The 16,723-nt window shown below is 28.1% G+C and carries 14 protein-coding genes and 1 other annotated feature; of the genes, 10 read left to right on the top strand and 4 right to left on the bottom strand.

Translation table 11 applies throughout. From position 1 onward, the window contains the following. Positions 1-49 precede the first annotated feature (49 nt). The gene (locus IC174_RS10430) at positions 50-430 is read left to right on the top strand and encodes a RidA family protein (RefSeq protein WP_227432527.1); all 381 of its coding nucleotides are present in this window, start codon (positions 50-52) and stop codon (positions 428-430) included. Positions 431-503: 73 nt separating this feature from the next. Here IC174_RS10430 and IC174_RS10425 read toward each other — a convergent pair whose 3' ends face one another. Together IC174_RS10425 and IC174_RS10420 are read right to left on the bottom strand one after the other, a co-directional pair. Next, a complete protein-coding gene (locus tag IC174_RS10425; protein WP_227432528.1) occupies positions 504-1,913 on the bottom strand; it encodes an MDR family MFS transporter in 1,410 nt (469 codons plus the stop codon). Positions 1,914-1,916: 3 nt separating this feature from the next. Next, positions 1,917-2,807: a TetR/AcrR family transcriptional regulator gene (locus tag IC174_RS10420; RefSeq protein ID WP_227432529.1), complete on the bottom strand. Its 891-nt coding sequence runs from the start codon at positions 2,805-2,807 to the stop codon at positions 1,917-1,919. Between the two features lie 278 nt (positions 2,808-3,085). On the opposite strand from IC174_RS10420, the gene IC174_RS10415 reads away from it, so the two are divergent. Next, on the top strand, positions 3,086-3,733 hold the full coding sequence (locus tag IC174_RS10415) for a D-alanyl-D-alanine carboxypeptidase family protein (RefSeq protein WP_227432530.1): 648 nt from the start codon (positions 3,086-3,088) through the stop codon (positions 3,731-3,733). 325 nt (positions 3,734-4,058) lie between these two features. Continuing rightward, positions 4,059-6,698 carry a cation-translocating P-type ATPase gene (locus tag IC174_RS10410; protein ID WP_227432531.1) on the top strand — a complete coding sequence of 880 codons (2,640 nt, stop codon included), beginning with the start codon at positions 4,059-4,061 and terminating at the stop codon, positions 6,696-6,698. 62 nt (positions 6,699-6,760) lie between these two features. Here IC174_RS10410 and IC174_RS10405 read toward each other — a convergent pair whose 3' ends face one another. Then, positions 6,761-7,864 carry a pyridoxal phosphate-dependent aminotransferase gene (locus tag IC174_RS10405; protein ID WP_227432532.1) on the bottom strand — a complete coding sequence of 368 codons (1,104 nt, stop codon included), beginning with the start codon at positions 7,862-7,864 and terminating at the stop codon, positions 6,761-6,763. Between the two features lie 360 nt (positions 7,865-8,224). Between IC174_RS10405 and IC174_RS10400 the strand changes: the two genes are divergently transcribed. The 6 genes from IC174_RS10400 (at position 8,225) to panC (ending at position 14,385) form a co-directional block, all read left to right on the top strand. After that, positions 8,225-9,046 (top strand): Cof-type HAD-IIB family hydrolase, encoded by an 822-nt coding sequence (locus IC174_RS10400; RefSeq protein WP_227432533.1) that lies wholly within the window; start codon positions 8,225-8,227, stop codon positions 9,044-9,046. Positions 9,047-9,124: 78 nt separating this feature from the next. Next, positions 9,125-9,335: a binding site (T-box leader), on the top strand. An 87-nt stretch (positions 9,336-9,422) separates the two neighbouring features. Further along, positions 9,423-10,739 (top strand): argininosuccinate lyase, encoded by a 1,317-nt coding sequence (argH, locus tag IC174_RS10395; protein ID WP_227432534.1) that lies wholly within the window; start codon positions 9,423-9,425, stop codon positions 10,737-10,739. 281 nt (positions 10,740-11,020) lie between these two features. Next, positions 11,021-11,359, top strand: coding sequence for a DUF2325 domain-containing protein (locus IC174_RS10390; protein WP_021385441.1), 339 nt, complete (start codon positions 11,021-11,023; stop codon positions 11,357-11,359). 418 nt (positions 11,360-11,777) lie between these two features. Next, complete coding sequence (locus IC174_RS10385) at positions 11,778-12,716, top strand: DUF2520 domain-containing protein (RefSeq protein ID WP_227482912.1); 939 nt, start codon at positions 11,778-11,780, stop codon at positions 12,714-12,716. Further along, positions 12,691-13,518, top strand: coding sequence for a 3-methyl-2-oxobutanoate hydroxymethyltransferase (gene panB, locus IC174_RS10380; RefSeq protein ID WP_227482863.1), 828 nt, complete (start codon positions 12,691-12,693; stop codon positions 13,516-13,518). The genes IC174_RS10385 and panB overlap by 26 nt, the downstream gene beginning before the upstream one ends. 18 nt (positions 13,519-13,536) lie before the next feature. Further along, positions 13,537-14,385, top strand: coding sequence for a pantoate--beta-alanine ligase (gene panC, locus IC174_RS10375; protein WP_227482862.1), 849 nt, complete (start codon positions 13,537-13,539; stop codon positions 14,383-14,385). 251 nt (positions 14,386-14,636) lie between these two features. Here panC and IC174_RS10370 read toward each other — a convergent pair whose 3' ends face one another. After that, the gene (locus IC174_RS10370) at positions 14,637-15,926 is read right to left on the bottom strand and encodes a D-alanyl-D-alanine carboxypeptidase family protein (protein WP_227432537.1); all 1,290 of its coding nucleotides are present in this window, start codon (positions 15,924-15,926) and stop codon (positions 14,637-14,639) included. A 79-nt stretch (positions 15,927-16,005) separates the two neighbouring features. Between IC174_RS10370 and IC174_RS10365 the strand changes: the two genes are divergently transcribed. Continuing rightward, positions 16,006-16,710, top strand: a complete 705-nt coding sequence (locus IC174_RS10365) for a DUF655 domain-containing protein (protein ID WP_227432538.1) — start codon at positions 16,006-16,008, stop codon at positions 16,708-16,710. The last annotated feature ends 13 nt before the right edge of the window (positions 16,711-16,723 follow it).

Below are 16,723 nucleotides of genomic sequence, written 5' to 3'. Positions count from 1 at the left end.
GAAGATACATTTTATGTATAGTAGATTAACCAATTAGGAGGATTTTAATATGAAACATGAAGTATTACATACTAATGATGCACCAGCAGCGTTAGGACCATATTCTCAAGCTATAAAAGCTGGAAACTTATTATTTGTATCTGGACAAGTTCCACTTGTGCCAGAAACTATGGAAGTAGTTGAAGGAGATGTACAAGCTCAAACTGCTCAATCTCTAAAAAATCTTAAAGCAATATTAGCTGAAAGTGGAGCTGATTTTTCAAATGTAGTTAAAACTACAGTATTTATAAAAGATATGAATGAATTTGGGGCTATAAACGAAGTTTATGCTGAGTATTTTGGAGAAAATAAACCAGCAAGAGCTTGTGTAGAAGTTGCTAGATTACCAAAAGACGTTAAAGTTGAAATAGAAGTAATAGCTGTATTATAAGATTACAATATTTTTCAAACTGAAAAAAAGAGATGTTTTAAGATTTTAATCTTAAAACATCTCTTTTTTTATTTTAACTTCTAACAGTTTGTCGCTCTTTTATAAAACATATTGATACAATTAATCCAATAAATGCAAGTGTAGCTGCTATTGAAAATGCTACATCTATTCCATGGATATTAGACAGGATAGCTGAACTCATGTGAGCTTTTTTAGTAGCAGTTGTCATTATAGTAATAAGTACAGCAGAGCCTATAGCACCAGATATTTGACGAAGTGTACTATTAATTGCTGTAGCATGAGATATAAGTTCTCTATCTAGTGTTTTAATTCCCCATGTAGTTAATGGCATTAGAACCATTGAAATACCAATCATACGAATACAATACATTAATGATATATGAATTAAAGATGTATCTTTGCCTAAAAATGCAAAAGATAAAGTTCCTAAAAATAAGCATCCAGTTCCTAATATTGATAGAGCGTGAGGACCATATTTATCTAGGTGACGTCCTGCGACTGGATTTAATGCAACCATTAGTATAGCACCAGGCATCATTAAAGAACCTGAAGCAAGTGCAGAGAATCCCCTTACAGATTGAATATATAGAGGTATCATTAATGTAGCAGACATCATTGAAGCATATACAATCATAATTAATAATGTAGAAATAAGAAATGGTTTATTTTTAAAAACTCTTAGTTCTAAGAATGGTTCTTTAGATTTTAATTGACGCCATGTAAACAAAATTAATGATACAATTCCTAATATTATTGGTAGATATGTTGCACTATTAGTCCAGCCATAATTACCTTGATTAGTAAACCCAATCAATAAACCACCAAAACCTAAAGAAGATAGTATTATTGAAGGTATATCCAGTTTTAGTTTCTGAGCTTCTCCAACATTTTTTAATAATATAAATGAAAGTATAACATCTAATATAGCTATAGGTGAAAGAAGCAAAAATAAACTATGCCAACCAAATGAATCTACTAACCATCCAGATAAAGTTGGTCCTATTGCTGGAGCAAATCCCACTGTAATACCAACTAGACTCATAGCTGTACCACGTTTTTCTATAGGACATAAATATAATATAATAACTTGTAAAAGTGGCATTAAAGAGCCAGAACCTACTGCTTGTAACACACGAGCAATCAACATAGTTGAAAAATCACGAGAGAAAAGTGCAATAACACATCCTAAAGAAAAGATAGTCATTGATGTAATAAATAATTTTCGAGTACTAAATCTATTTATCAAGTAAGCTGTTGTAGGAATAATGATACCTGCAATAAGTAGATAAATCGTAGTTAACCACTGACCAACATCAGCAGTAATTTTAAAATCTGACATTATATTGGGAAGTGCAGTTGCCAGTAATGTTTGACTAAGAGAGCTTATAAAAGCACCAGTCATTACGATTGCTATTATCAAATTTCCTTTTTTATTGTTTTTGCTATTACTTTGTATTTCCATAGTTTATAACGTCTCCTTTTTTAATTGATTTTTAATACTATTCAATAAAAGTACTTTTGGTCTCAAAATGTCTTCTTTTTCTAGATATGTAATCATTGCATCCATAATTAAAGAATCATATAGTTGATTTTTTCCTTCTTCATATAATTTTTTTGATGCTTCTAGTAACTTAGGGTTTTCAACAAGAGAAGTGTTTGTTTTGATTAGCTCTTCTATATCCTCTATTGTTTTAAAAAATAATGATTTACTATAAAGAGAAGAATAAGCTTCATCTTCTTGTTCATATAAAAACATTGATTTTTCAATTAAAGGATTTAGGTTATCCGCATTTTCTACAACTAAATCAAGCATTTGTATAGTAAATTCAGCAATAAAGTATACATTTATTTCTCTTTTTTGTATATGAATAATATATGTAAACTGGTGAATTAGAGCATCTAGTAAGAAAACTAAATCAAATAGAATGTTTTCTATTTTGTCGCCATAATTATCAAATAAACTCAGCTTATATTCATTTAATAAATTAGCTCGAGATTTTTTTTGTAACTTACTTGTCGTTTTACGTTGCACTTCAGAAAAATTTTCCCTAACATAAGTATTTATAGTAGTTCTAGAAAAAATATTTCCCCATACAGCTATTATTTTTCTTTTTAATTTTTCAGATGGATGAATATCATTGTTTTCATTAATAGAATGTATAATTTCTAAAAATTTTTCGTCATAATAATTAATTATTTCACAGATAAAACTTTCTTTAGTTTCAAAATGTTTGTAAAAAGTAGCTTTAGACATTTTACATTCTTTTACAATATCTAGTATTGAAGTATTTTGAAAACCTTTTTGGTCAAAGATTCTTTGAGCAATAGTTATAATAAATTTTTGTTTGTCAGTCAATTGGCTATCTCCTTTCATGTAAAAACGATAAGTACTAAGTAGTACTTTAAAGTTTCCATAAATACATTATACATCATTTGGAAAAAAAATCAATATCTGGACCTGTGATATAAAAAAATTGAAAAAATATTGTTAGTTTTAGTAACATAAAGAAGAATTTAAGAGTTTCTTAAGAATTGTTTAAAGAATTTGCAATAAATTAATGATATGATTATACTATGAAGTAAAATGTCTTTAAATTTTTTAGATATTAAATCTAAATTATGGGGGTGCAGTATATGAAAAAGAAAAGAGGCTTGATTATAGTTTTTGCATTTTTTCTAGTTTTCGCAAAAATGTTTATTAATATATCTAGTGGAGAAAATAAAATCATGGCATATGAAATAAGTAAGTATAGAAAAGGTGTGAACGTTTTATCAATAAATAATATTGTAGTAGCAAACAAAAAGTATAGCTTACCTGAAGACTATTCTCCACAAGAAAGTAATGAAGCAAAAGATGCTTTTTATAAAATGAATAAAGAGGCTCAAAAAGCAGGATTAAATCTAAAAGCCTTCAGTACATATAGAAGTTATAAATATCAAGAAAATTTATTCAACACATATGCAGAGAAACATGGTGAGAAGGAAGCAAACAGATTTTCAGCTAAGCCAGGAGAAAGTGAACATCAAACTGGACTTGCATTTGATATTGGAGGAGACGACCAATCTTGTTGGGCAAATAAAAAATTTAATAATACAAAAGAAGCTAAGTGGCTGTACGAAAATGCATATAAGTATGGATTTATACTTAGATATCCAGAGGGAAAAGAAAGCATAACAGGATACATGTATGAATCATGGCACTATAGATATGTTGGAACTGAACACAGTAAAAACTTTGCAATGAACAATCTAACACTAGAAGAATATTTACATATAGATTAAGCCATAATTTGTTAAATTTAGGTTAAAATAAAAAATAATCTAGACTATTAATTATGTAAGGTGTTATAATGTAAATACAATTAAAGATAACTACTCGAAGGGGAGTAGCTTACACGAAAGTGGTAATTAATCGTCAGGACAGTAGAGATACTCGGTTAATTAACAAGGAATTCCTTGATAGCAAGACCTTCAAAATAAGCATTAAGTATGTTTGTTTTGGGGTCTTTTTTTATTCAAGGAATTTTTTATTTAAAAAATTTAAAATTTCAAGTATACATAAGAGTCCCCAAACATAAAATAAATTTATTAAAGAGGAGGGCAACAAATGTCTTACAAAAGTACTTATCAAGAAATAATTAAAAATTTAGACTCAAGCTTAAATGGTTTGAGCAAGGAAAGAGCAGAAGAGCTATTAGAAAAAAATGGAACTAATGAATTAAAGGAAGCAGATAAGGTTCCTACGTATAAGCTTTTCTTAGAAAGTTTTAAAGACCCACTGGTAATAATTCTATTGATAGCTGCTTTAGTACAAATATTTTTAGGTGAAACTGTAGAGTCAATAATAATTTTTGCAGTTATTATTATCAACTCTGTTTTAGGAGTTGTACAAACAAAAAAAGCAGAAAGTTCATTAGAAAGTTTGAAAAATTTATCTGCACCAAATGCAAAGGTAATAAGAGATAATAAGAAAATGACAATTCCAGCAAAAAATTTAGTAGTTGGAGATATTGTATTTTTAGAAGCTGGTGATTACATACCAGCAGATGGAAGACTTATAGAAGCACAATCATTAAAGGTTGTAGAAGGGATGTTAACTGGTGAATCAGAACCAGTTCTAAAACATACAGAAAAAATAAGCGAAGATGTAAGTTTAGGTGACCAAAAAAACATGGTATTTAGTGGTGCTGTAGTCGTTTATGGTAGAGGTTCATTTGTAGTAACTGGAACAGGTATGAATACTGAAATGGGTAAAATAGCTGGTCTTTTAGAAACTGCGGAAAATAAGTTGACACCATTACAACAAAAAATAGAAGCTTTCAGTAAAAAGCTTGGTGTAGGTATTGTAGTACTTGCACTCTTAATATTTATAATTCAGGTAGCAAGAAATTATATGATGGCTGGAAATGGAGAAATGACACAAATTATTCTCGATTCATTCATGTTTTCTGTAGCAGTAGCAGTAGCAGCAATACCAGAAGCTTTATCATCAATAGTTACTATAGTGCTGGCTGTTGGAACAAACAGTATGGCAAAGAAACAAGCTATAATAAGAAAATTACCAGCTGTCGAGACTTTAGGTTCAACAAGTGTCATATGTACTGATAAAACAGGTACTCTTACACAAAATAAAATGACAGTTGTGGACTGTTATATGTATGGAACTAACAATGATGAGCTTAATAAAGAAAATATAAATTATTCTTATCATGCTAAATTGTTGACTATGGTTTCTACATTATGTAATGATTCTCATATAACTAGTGATGGAAAAGAAGTAGGTGACCCAACAGAAGTTGCACTAATAAATTATTCAAGCAAAAATGATTTAGATTATGATAGATTAAGAAGTAAATATATTAGAATAAATGAAATACCATTTGATTCAGATAGAAAGCTTATGTCTACAGTAAATAGTATATATGGAGATTATATAATGTTTACAAAAGGTGCTCCAGATATTGTATTTAGCAGATGTAAATATGCTTTAAAAAATGGCTCAAAAGTAGACATAACAGATGAGATAATAGAAGAATACAAGAATAAAAATGAAGAGTTTTCAAATAGAGCACTTAGAGTATTAGCATTTGCAATAAAAGATGTTCCAGAAGAAGGTTTTACACCTTCAATTGATGACGAACATGATATGATATTGGTTGGGATAATGGCAATGATAGACCCACCAAGAGAAGAAGTAATGGACGCAGTAAAAGAAGCAAAGAGCGCTGGCATAAAAACAGTTATGATAACTGGAGATCACAAAACAACCGCAGCAGCAATTGCAAAAGAAATAGGTATAATGGAAGATGGAGATTTAGCACTTACTGGAAAAGAGTTGGATGCATTAAGTGAAGAAGAATTAAATAAAAAATTAGAAGATATAAGTGTATATGCCAGAGTTTCACCAGAAAACAAAATTCGTATAGTAAAAGCATGGCAACATAAGAATAACATAACTGCTATGACTGGTGATGGTGTCAATGATGCACCAGCTTTAAAACAAGCAGATATAGGTATAGGTATGGGAAGTGGTACTGATGTAGCAAAAGATGCTTCTGCTATGGTCTTAGTTGATGATAACTTTGCAAGTATAGTAAATGCTGTTGAAGTTGGTAGAACAGTATATAGCAATATAATAAAAGCAATAACTTATTTATTTGCAGGAAACTTGGGTGCTATAGTGGCTATCTTGTTTGCAGTATTTGCAGGATGGTCGAACCCATTTACAGCTTTACAACTTTTATTTATAAACCTAGTAAACGACTCTTTGCCAGCAATAGCATTAGGATTTGAAAAATCAGAAAAAAATATAATGAATAAACCTCCTAGACATCCAGATGAAAGTATATTAGCAGGAGGAACATTAAAAGCAGTGGCTATAAGAGGTTGTATAATTGGTATAGTTACAATAATTGCACAATATATAGGATTACAAGTGTCACCAGAACTTGGTGTAGCGATGGCGTTTTCAACTTTAATATTAGCGAGAATAATGCAAACATTGCCTGCACGTTCTAATAATCAGACAATAGTAAAACTAGGCTTTTTTAGTAATAAATATGTTATAGGAGCAGTTTTAATATGTTTTGGACTTTACTCTTTAACATTAATGCCAGTTTTGAGAGGGATATTCTCTATACCAACAGTATTTGGTTTATATGAATTAGGAATTTGTTTAGGTTTAGCATTACTTTCATCAATATTGATGGAACTTAATAAATTAATGAATAGAAATATTGTAGAATAATTAAAAATACTAAACTAAAGGGACATATTGATTTTATCAATATGTCCCTTATATAGTTAGATTTATTCTAGATTATCGATTATTTGGAATGCTTTTATAACCTCAGGAAGTTCTTTTTCTTCAGGCATTCTAAATCTTATAAAGTTTTTATCAAGTCCAGTAAAATCGCTACCAGATATAACTCTTATTTTTAATTTTGCAAATTCTTGTTGTAAATTTATATCTTTATTTTTATGTTCAACTGTCATTATAGATACAGTATCACTAGTCTCAGCTATGTTAAGGTTTTTCCATGGAATCAATAGTTGATTTTTTATAGCTTTTGTTTTTTCTTTTAATTCTTCTATAAATTGAACATCATCTAATAAATTAGCTGCAATACTACGAGAGATTTCAGATACTTCGTAAGGAGTAGAAATCTTTTTAATAGGATTAACAAGTTGTTCAGGAAGGACTGCATATCCTGCTCTTAGTCCAGCCAAACCAAAACCTTTTGAGAATGTTTTTAGAACAATTACATTGTCATAATCATTTAAAAGTTTTACAGCTGAATTTTCTTTTGGCATATATTCACCATAAGCCTCATCTATCATAACAGCTATATCATATTTTGCTGCCTCTTTTACTATATTTTCAATTGATGATAGAGGTATAATTTGTCCAGTAGGATTATTTGGATTATCTATGTAAATTAATTTATATTCTGAATTTATTTTTTCAATAAATTCCTTTTCATTAAACTTGAAATTATTTTCTTTCTTTAAAAGAACATAGTCATAAGTAGCACCATGCATTTTTATATCTGTTTCATATTCTGAAAATTGAGGTGAATATCCTAAAACCTTATCTCCTTTTTCAATAAATAATCTATTTAAAAGATAAATAACATGTATAGAACCATCAGCTAGACAAATTCTATCAGTAGTTAGTGCTGTAAAGTCTTTCCAATAATCAACTATATTGTTTTTTAGACTAATTGAATGAGGGTATCCTCTTATCATATCAAATTCTAAAGCATTAAAAGCTTCTACAGCTTTATTTGAGAAAGATACTGTATTTATACCTTCGCCACAATCTATCTCAAATACATCTTCGCAATGACCAGATTCTATGGCATAACTTTTTTTCAACTGCATTTCAATAGCTTTGTTAATTTTTAATTTCATAGCTTATCACTCCTTATTTAGTCAATAATAAATGTTAAAAAAGTTGCTAGATTTAAAATATTGTGAAAATACATAATAGTAAAAAACAAATATAAATATTATAATAGCTCACTTTATTTAATATGATTATATATCATATATTGTAAAATTTCTAGCATTATAAGACTATAAATTGAAAATATTCAGAAAAATACTACAAGAAACGATTTATTTTGCCCTGATATGGAAGTATAGGAATGTTATTAATTTTATAAATTGGAATAGTTTAAGTGTAAAGTTATGATATAATTTAATAAGGGTAATTCTTTAAATTAGATTAAGGAAATATAAGTATACAATAAAATGTTATGGAGTTGGATGATGGGATATAAATTGATTGTAACAGATATGGATGGAACTTTATTAGGAAATAACCATAAAGTTACTGATGAAAATAAAATTGCACTGCAAAAAGTTATTAAAAGTGGTATTAATGTAACTTTAGCAACAGGAAGAACTTTCGATTCAGCTAAATGCAATGTAGATTTTCTTAAAGAAGATATGCCAATAATAGCTTGTAATGGCTCATTGATAAGGGAACAAAATGGAAATATAATATATTCAAATAAAATTGATACAAAAACATGTCTAGATATTTTAGATGTGTTAGACAAATATAATATTTACTATCAATGTAATAGTATAGATTCCATGCTTTCAAAAAAAATAGAAGGGCGTGAAGATAGAATAAGTGTGTTTTTGGGCTCTGAAACAGAAGTAATTATAAGGGATGATTTAAGAGAAGAGATTTCTAAAAATGACATATTAAAGTTTGTAATAATAGAAGAAAAAAATCCAGCTATTTTAGACGAAATAAGAAAAGAATTAAAAAAAGTTCAAGGCATAAAAATAACTTCTTCTTGGCCAAATAATATTGAAGTTATGAATACTGGTGTTGATAAAGGCAATGCGGTTAAAATTTTAGCTGAAAAAATGAATATAGATAGAGAAGATATAATTGCATTTGGAGATAATTACAATGATATAGAAATGATACAATTTGCTGGTCTTGGTGTAGCTATGGGAAATGCAGAAGAATTGATTAAACAAGAGGCTGATTATGTGACAGATAGCAATCAAGAGAGTGGAGTTGCAAAAGCAATTTATAAGTTTTTTGAGTTAAAAGAGTCACTTAGTTCTTAAAAAAGGCATTTAAAGGAAAAAATAGGTTGACTATTTTATAGATAGTAATTATAATACAAATAGGTAAAATATAAAAATTTAGATTCAGTGAAGAAGAGAGTAGATATAAAGCAGGTCTCAGCGAGTTAGGGATGGTGTAAGCCTAATGATAATACTTTATATTGAATAGAGCTTTGGAGAATATTACTTGAAATTCAGTATGGTAATAGGTAATCTCGCCTTAAGAGAATAGAGTGGGTAAACATAGTTTATCAACTAGAGTGGTAACACGGAATATTTCGTCTCTTGGTCTTTTTGACCAAGAGATTTTTTATTTTTAGCTAAAGTAAAAATATTATAATTAAAATATAAAAAATTAAAATATGAGGTGAAAAATATGAAATTATGGGGTGGACGCTTTAGAAAAGCTGAAAATCAACTTATGGAAGAATTTAATAAATCTTTTGGGTATGACTGTATACTATACAAAAAAGATATCGAAGGAAGTATAGCACATGTCTATATGCAAGTAAAATGTGGGCTTTTAACAGATGAAGAGGGAAAAGCTATAACAGAAGGTCTAAATGGAATACTTGAAGATATTGAAAATGGGAAATTGGCATTAGATGGAGATTATGAAGATATACATAGTTTTACTGAGATAAACTTGATTCAAAGAATAGGTGATGTTGGGAAGAAACTTCATACAGCTCGTAGTAGAAATGACCAAGTTGCAGTTGATATGAGATTATATGCCAAAGAAAAGGCAAGTGATTTAGTGGGGTTAATATCTGGATTTAAAGAAACTATAAAAGATGTTGCTGATAAAAATTCAGTAATGATGCCAGGATATACTCATCTTCAAAGAGCGCAAGTGGTAACTTTTAAACATCATTTGATGGCATATTATAGTATGTTTGATAGAGATGAGAAAAGAATAAAAAATGCTATAGAAATATTAGATGAATCACCTTTAGGTTGTGGAGCTTTGGCAGGAACTACACATGATATAGATAGAAATATAACTTGTGAGCAATTAGGATTTAAAAAAGTTGTAGATAATTTTATGGATGGTGTAAGTGATAGAGACTATTTATTGGAACTAATGAGTGATTTTTCAATTATAATGATGCATTTAAGTAGACTTAGTGAAGAATTGATACTTTGGAGTTCTCAAGAATTTGGGTTTGTTGAAATAGATGATTTATATACTACTGGAAGTAGTATAATGCCTCAAAAGAAAAATCCTGATGGTGCAGAACTTATAAGAGGTAAGACTGGTAGAGTATATGGAAATTTATTTGGTCTTTTTACAGTGATGAAAGGTATACCACTAGCTTACAATAAAGATATGCAAGAAGATAAGGAAGGCTTCTTTGATAGTGTACACACTCTTGAAATGTGTATACAAATAATGGAGAGAATGATAGCTACATTAAAGGTAAATGAAGATAAAATGAAACAAGCAGTTAAAAATGGGTTTTTAAATGCTACAGAAGTTGCTGACTATCTAGTTAAAAATAATGTTGCCTTTAGAGATGCACATGGAATTGTTGGAAGTATTGTGATATATTGTGAAGATAATAAAAAAGCAATAGAAGATTTGACACTAGAAGAATTACATAAGTTTTCAGATGAATTTAAGGAAGATATTTATGACTTTATTAACTATGAAAGTATATTAAACAAAGGAATAAAAAAGAATTTAAAATAATATAGGATATTAAGTTTTAAAAGCTGTGAATTTTAATGAGTGGTATCATTAAAACTTACAGCTTTTTATTATATAAAACATTATTTATAATGCAATATCAATAACTTTTAGAGCCAATAAATTTAAATTTATTAACACTAAAAAGTTACTAAAAATAAAACCTTCTATTATTAAAATGATAATTAATATCAATAAGTATTGACAAAATTATTTTTAGATATTATTATATATAGTATAAATAATAATGAAAATCAATATCAAATAAGGCGGGAGGCAGTCTAATGAACTTATTAGTGATTGGTGGCCATGAAAGAATGGAAAAAGATTATATGGTTATGGCCAAGAAAAAAGGTTATAAAACAAAAGTATATACTACTATGTCATCTAAATTAAATAACTCTATAGGAAAACCTGATGCTGTTGTTATACTTACATCAACAGTTTCACATAAGATGTCTAGAACAGTTGAGTCTCAGGCTAAAAAACAGGATATACTAATTGTAAGACATAAAAATAGTAGTAAGGTAGCATTTAATGAATGTCTAGATATGGTTGATGAATGTCTAGGAAACTGTTCAAAATGTAAACTTAACGATAAGCAAAAACAGAAAAATACATAAATATATAATTTAATAAGTTTGAGAATACATATTCAATATGTGTTGAGTGTGTGAAATAAAGTGTGCATTCTTCCAAAAAGTTGTGGTAGTAAAGATATCACAATATACAAGGAAGGAGCACATTTTTATTTTTTAACAAAAATAAAATGTTAAAGAGATTATTGAAAAATATTATTTTAATTATTTTTAAGTTAAGTGCATTTTTAGTAAAATAAGAAAACATAAATAAAAACATATTAACTTAATTTTTGTAGAATTAATTGTCAACTTTTTATTTAAATGGTAGAATATTCATGGATGGTATCTTGTTATAAGAACTATACTTTAAATGTTTTTAATTATTTTGTCTTATATAACTCATATCTTCATGAATGAGATTGGAAATTAAGATGTTGTATCACAAGTTGGAGGTGATACTATTAAAATAGGATTTATTGGTTCTGGAAAAGTTGGGACATCTTTAGCAAATTATTTTTTGTCAAAAGATTATTGTGTAACGGGCTTTTATGGAAGAAATCAATTATCTTTATTAGAATCAACAGATTTAACAAAAACAAAGATTTATAGTAACTTGAAAGACATTATTTATGAAAATGATATATTATTTATTACAACATCAGATGATTCTATTGAAATCATAGACAAAAAACTTTCCAAATTTAATTTAAAACATAAATACATTTGCCACACAAGTGGCTCTTTAAAATCTAGTATATTGTTCTGTTCAAAAAAAGCAGGTGCATTAATTTATTCTGTCCATCCTATATTTGCATTTTCCAATAAAAATACTGATATTAAAAAAATGAAAGACATTTGTTTTTCCATAGAAGGTGATAATGAAAAAGATGATTTATTTATTCAAAATTTTATAAATAGCTTAGGAAATCGGTTTTTCATAAGAGATAAAAATACTTCATCCACTTATCATGTGGCCAATGTTTTAGTTTCAAATTTAGTGTTATCTTTACTATATGTAGGAGTAAGTTACTTTATTAAATTGGGTCTATCTGAAGAAGAAGCTTTAAAAGCTATAAATCCTTTGGTCAAAATAAATATAGAAAATATACTTGATAATGGATTTACTAAATCCCTTACTGGACCTGTTGTTCGTGGTGATATAACACCAATAAAAAAACATTTATCAGCATTAGATAAAAAAGATGAAGATATTTACAAAATACTCTCCTTAAATCTACTAAAAATAATAGCCTTGGAAAATGAAGATTCATTAAAATGTACAAAAAATATTTCTATAGAAAATGCAGTCGAAGATTTAATGAGTAAATCTGAAAAATATAAAGAGATTTACAAAATTTTAGGAGGAAAAAACAATGAAAAATACTATACTGACTTTTAAAAATGCTAAAAGTGATGGAAGGAAGCTATCTATGCTTACTGCTTATGATTACTCAATAGCAAAAATAATGGATGAATGTAACATAAATGGTATTTTAATAGGAGATTCATTAGGAATGGTCGTAAAAGGTGAAGAAAACACTCTATCTGTTACTATAGATGAAATTATATATCATACAAAAGCTGTAAAAAATGGTGCCAAAAATGCCTTAATTGTAAGTGATATGCCATTTCTATCTTACCATGTTTCTACAGAAGAGGCTGTTAAAAATGCTGGCAGACTTGTAAAAGAAGGTGGGGCACATGCTGTAAAATTAGAAGGTGGCTCAAAAGTTATAGAACAAATAAAAAACATTGTAAATGCTCAAATACCTGTAATGGGCCATTTAGGACTAACACCTCAATCTGTAAATTCATTTGGTGGATTTAAGGTTCAAGGAAATACTAGTGAAACAGCAAAACAACTTATTGAAGATGCTAAATTAATAGAAAAAGCAGGAGCATTTTCTATTGTCCTTGAAGGAGTTCCTGCTAAAATAGCTGAGAAGGTGACTAATTCTATTTCAATTCCCACAATAGGGATAGGAGCAGGAATTAATTGTGATGGTCAAATTTTAGTTTATCAAGATATGTTGGGGATGTTTGGAGATTTTGTACCTAAATTTGTAAAGCAATACGCAAATATAGGAGATATAATGAAAGATTCAATTAAAAATTACATACTAGAAGTTGAAACTGGCGTATTTCCACAAGAAAAACATAGCTTTTCAATAAATGAATCTGAATTAGAAAAATTATACTAAGATTAAGGATGGTACAAAATGCTTGTAAAAGAAATAAAATCACTAAGAAATATAATTAAAGATTGGAAAAAAACTGGCTATTCTATAGGACTTGTTCCTACTATGGGATTTTTACATGAAGGACATCAAAGCCTTATTAAAAAAGCTGTAAAAGAAAATGATAAGGTAGTAGTAAGTGTATTTGTAAATCCAACTCAGTTTGGACCAAATGAAGATTTTAACAGTTATCCGAGAGATATAGAAAAAGATTTTAAATACTGTATAGATAGTGGTGCATCAGTAGTCTTTAACCCATCATCAGAAGAAATGTATTTGAAAGGCAATTGTACTACCATAGATGTGTCTGGACTTACAGATTTTCTTTGTGGTTCTAAAAGACCTGTTCATTTTGGTGGTGTATGCCTAGTTGTTTCAAAACTTCTGAATATAGTAACTCCTGATAAAGCTTATTTTGGAGAGAAAGATGCTCAACAATTAGCAGTAATTAAAAGGATGGTCAAAGATTTGAATATAGACACAAAAATAATAGGATGCCCTATAATTCGTGAAAAAGATGGTTTAGCAAAAAGCTCAAGAAATACATATCTTTCAAAAGAAGAAAGAAAAACTGCTTTAGTTTTAAATGAAAGCCTAAGCTTGGCAAAAGAAGAACTGGCAAAAGGAAATCTAGATGTAAAAAAAATAAAAGAATTAATAACATCTAAAATAAATTCTGAAGATTCAACAAAAATAGATTATGTTGAAATTGTAGATAGTGAGACATTACAACCTGTTGAACATATAGAAAATTCTGTACTTGTAGCAAGTGCTGTTTTCATAGGAAAAACTAGATTAATTGATAACTTTACATTTCAATTTGATATATAGGTTGTTGTTTTATACAGTATAGATAATTAAAAAAATGATATTTTATAAAAAGAAAAATTTAAAAATTAGATTTGCTTAAGATTATGATTAATTGTAATTATATGGGAGGTCTCAAAATAAAAATTTGGGTATCTCCTTTTTTGTATAAAAAAGAAAAGGGATTCCTAAGAACTCCTTTTCTATGTGATAATTGTTCTTTAAAAAAACATTATAATTATAGCAGATAAGGGTGTTATAAATAAGTGGTATTGCTATTTTCTCATATTTCTTTTTCCTCTAGACTTTCTTTTATTATTCTTTTTAATATTTGAAGCTATTATAAATATAACTAGAAGTACTAAAATAGCCATAATAATTTTAATAGAAAGCATCAAAGTTTTATTTTCAGTTATAAATGGAAGACTACTATCAAGGTTATTTTTTGCAACTAAATCTATACTCTTTTCTAGCTTACCACTATTATATATATTTAAAGTACCAACCTTAGTACCTTTTTTTACAGGTAAATCAATTTTATCTAGTTCAGTTTTAGTATTGTAGTCACCTTGAGATTCATTTTGTCCTAAAGTTATCTTATAACTATATTTTGGTTCATAAATTAATTCATGTTGTTTTGTAAATAATACTTTTTTAGTATCAGTATATTTTTCTTTATCAACAATAGTAGCGCATTTAAAGTTATCAAATCCATAATCAATTAAGATGCGTGAATCTAAATATAAATCGTAATTAGTTGAATTAAATACAGCAGCAATGACTCTTCTTCCATCTTTTACTGCACTAGATAAAAGACATTTACCAGCAGCATCAGTATATCCTGTTTTTATACCATCAACTATATCGTATTTTATATCTATAGATTGACCTTTATATGTAATCTTATCATGTGATGTTAAAAATTTATTAGTATTTACAAAATATCTTTCATAAGGGTATGCTTTTGTAGCATCAAACTTAAGTGACTTAGTTTTTACAATCTGTCTAAAAACATCATTATTCATAGCTTCTCTGGCCATAAGAGCCATATCATGAGCTGTAGTGTAATGATTTGGGTCTGGTAATCCATGAGGATTGTTAAAATGAGTGCCAGTAGCTCCAATATCTTTTGCCTCAGAATTCATAAGGTCAACAAATTTTTGTACATCTCCTTCACCAACATATCTAGCTAATACAAAGGCAGCATCATTAGAAGAATGAATCAAAAGAGCGTTTAATAATTGTCTTACAGTGAAAGCTTCGCCTTCTTTCAAGTACATACTAGAACCCTCTATCTGAGGTAGGTTTTTAATTTCTATTACTTGATTTAAATTCTTAACCTTTTTCAGAACTAAACAAGCTGTCCATGCCTTAGTTGTTGAAGCTGGATAAAGCTTAGAATCTCCAGATTTATTATACAATATTTTTCCAGTTTCATAGTCCATTAAAACGGCATGTTTGGCAACTATAGCTGGTTCATCATCTGCAAAAGATATATTAGAACTTCCTAAAAATGAAGCAAATATCAAGAAACAGATTAATAAAAGTGATAAATTTCTTTTCATTGTGAGCCTCCAAAATTTAAATTCATCTTTTAGTATAGCATATTTTTGTCAATAATTAAAATGAAGGAGTGATTAATATATGAAAAAAAAGGTAAAAATTATTTTGTTTTCTATGGTATGTTTTTTAACATTGTCAGCAATAATCATTAATCGGTTAGATGTCTTCAAAGAAGATATTTATGTTGTAAGTAAAAATAATTCACATAATAAAAAAACAGATAAGGTAGACAAAATAGTTAAAAATGAAGTAAATAAGCATAATAAATATGAGGGGAAAATAGATAAAAATATTCAAATTAATAAAATAACTATATACATAAGTGGAGCAGTGAATAGACCAGGGATTGTAACTATAGAATCAGATAAGAGACTTTATGATGCTGTAGAATTATTAGGTGGAACAACAAAAGAAGCTGATTTAAATGGAATTAATTTATCACTAAAGTTAGAAGATGAACAACATTACATAATACCTAAAATAGGAGAAACAATATCTGTTACAAGCAACAGCGATTCTAATAAGCCAAGTCTAGAAAATGAACCTAAAAATGAATCTGAAAGTAAAAATAATAAAAATCTATCTGATAAATCAAAAATAAATATAAACACAGCAAAATTAGAAGAACTGGATGCTTTACCTGGAGTTGGAGAAGCTACAGCTAATAAAATTTTACAACATAGAGAAGAAAATGGACAATTTGATTCAATTGAAGATATAAAAAATGTGAATGGGATAGGAGATAAAAAATACGAAAATCTAAAAGATTTAATTTGTATAGACTAAAAATATAATACAA

This window comes from Clostridioides sp. ES-S-0001-03 (assembly GCF_020676075.1).
GTDB lineage: Bacteria > Bacillota > Clostridia > Peptostreptococcales > Peptostreptococcaceae > Clostridioides.
The sequence above is the reverse complement of the archived record's forward strand: the minus strand, read 5'-3'. Positions and strand labels throughout refer to the sequence as shown.

What these genes read in the sequence shown, in the direction of transcription:
- IC174_RS10430 (WP_227432527.1), top strand. Translation starts at nt 50, where the DNA reads ATGAAACATGAAGTATTACATACTAATGATGCACCAGCAGCGTTAGGA.
- IC174_RS10425 (WP_227432528.1), bottom strand. Translation starts at nt 1,913, where the DNA reads ATGGAAATACAAAGTAATAGCAAAAACAATAAAAAAGGAAATTTGATA.
- IC174_RS10415 (WP_227432530.1), top strand. Translation starts at nt 3,086, where the DNA reads ATGAAAAAGAAAAGAGGCTTGATTATAGTTTTTGCATTTTTTCTAGTT.
- IC174_RS10410 (WP_227432531.1), top strand. Translation starts at nt 4,059, where the DNA reads ATGTCTTACAAAAGTACTTATCAAGAAATAATTAAAAATTTAGACTCA.
- IC174_RS10405 (WP_227432532.1), bottom strand. Translation starts at nt 7,864, where the DNA reads ATGAAATTAAAAATTAACAAAGCTATTGAAATGCAGTTGAAAAAAAGT.
- IC174_RS10400 (WP_227432533.1), top strand. Translation starts at nt 8,225, where the DNA reads ATGGGATATAAATTGATTGTAACAGATATGGATGGAACTTTATTAGGA.
- argH (WP_227432534.1), top strand. Translation starts at nt 9,423, where the DNA reads ATGAAATTATGGGGTGGACGCTTTAGAAAAGCTGAAAATCAACTTATG.
- IC174_RS10390 (WP_021385441.1), top strand. Translation starts at nt 11,021, where the DNA reads ATGAACTTATTAGTGATTGGTGGCCATGAAAGAATGGAAAAAGATTAT.
- panB (WP_227482863.1), top strand. Translation starts at nt 12,691, where the DNA reads ATGAAAAATACTATACTGACTTTTAAAAATGCTAAAAGTGATGGAAGG.
- panC (WP_227482862.1), top strand. Translation starts at nt 13,537, where the DNA reads ATGCTTGTAAAAGAAATAAAATCACTAAGAAATATAATTAAAGATTGG.
- IC174_RS10370 (WP_227432537.1), bottom strand. Translation starts at nt 15,926, where the DNA reads ATGAAAAGAAATTTATCACTTTTATTAATCTGTTTCTTGATATTTGCT.
- IC174_RS10365 (WP_227432538.1), top strand. Translation starts at nt 16,006, where the DNA reads ATGAAAAAAAAGGTAAAAATTATTTTGTTTTCTATGGTATGTTTTTTA.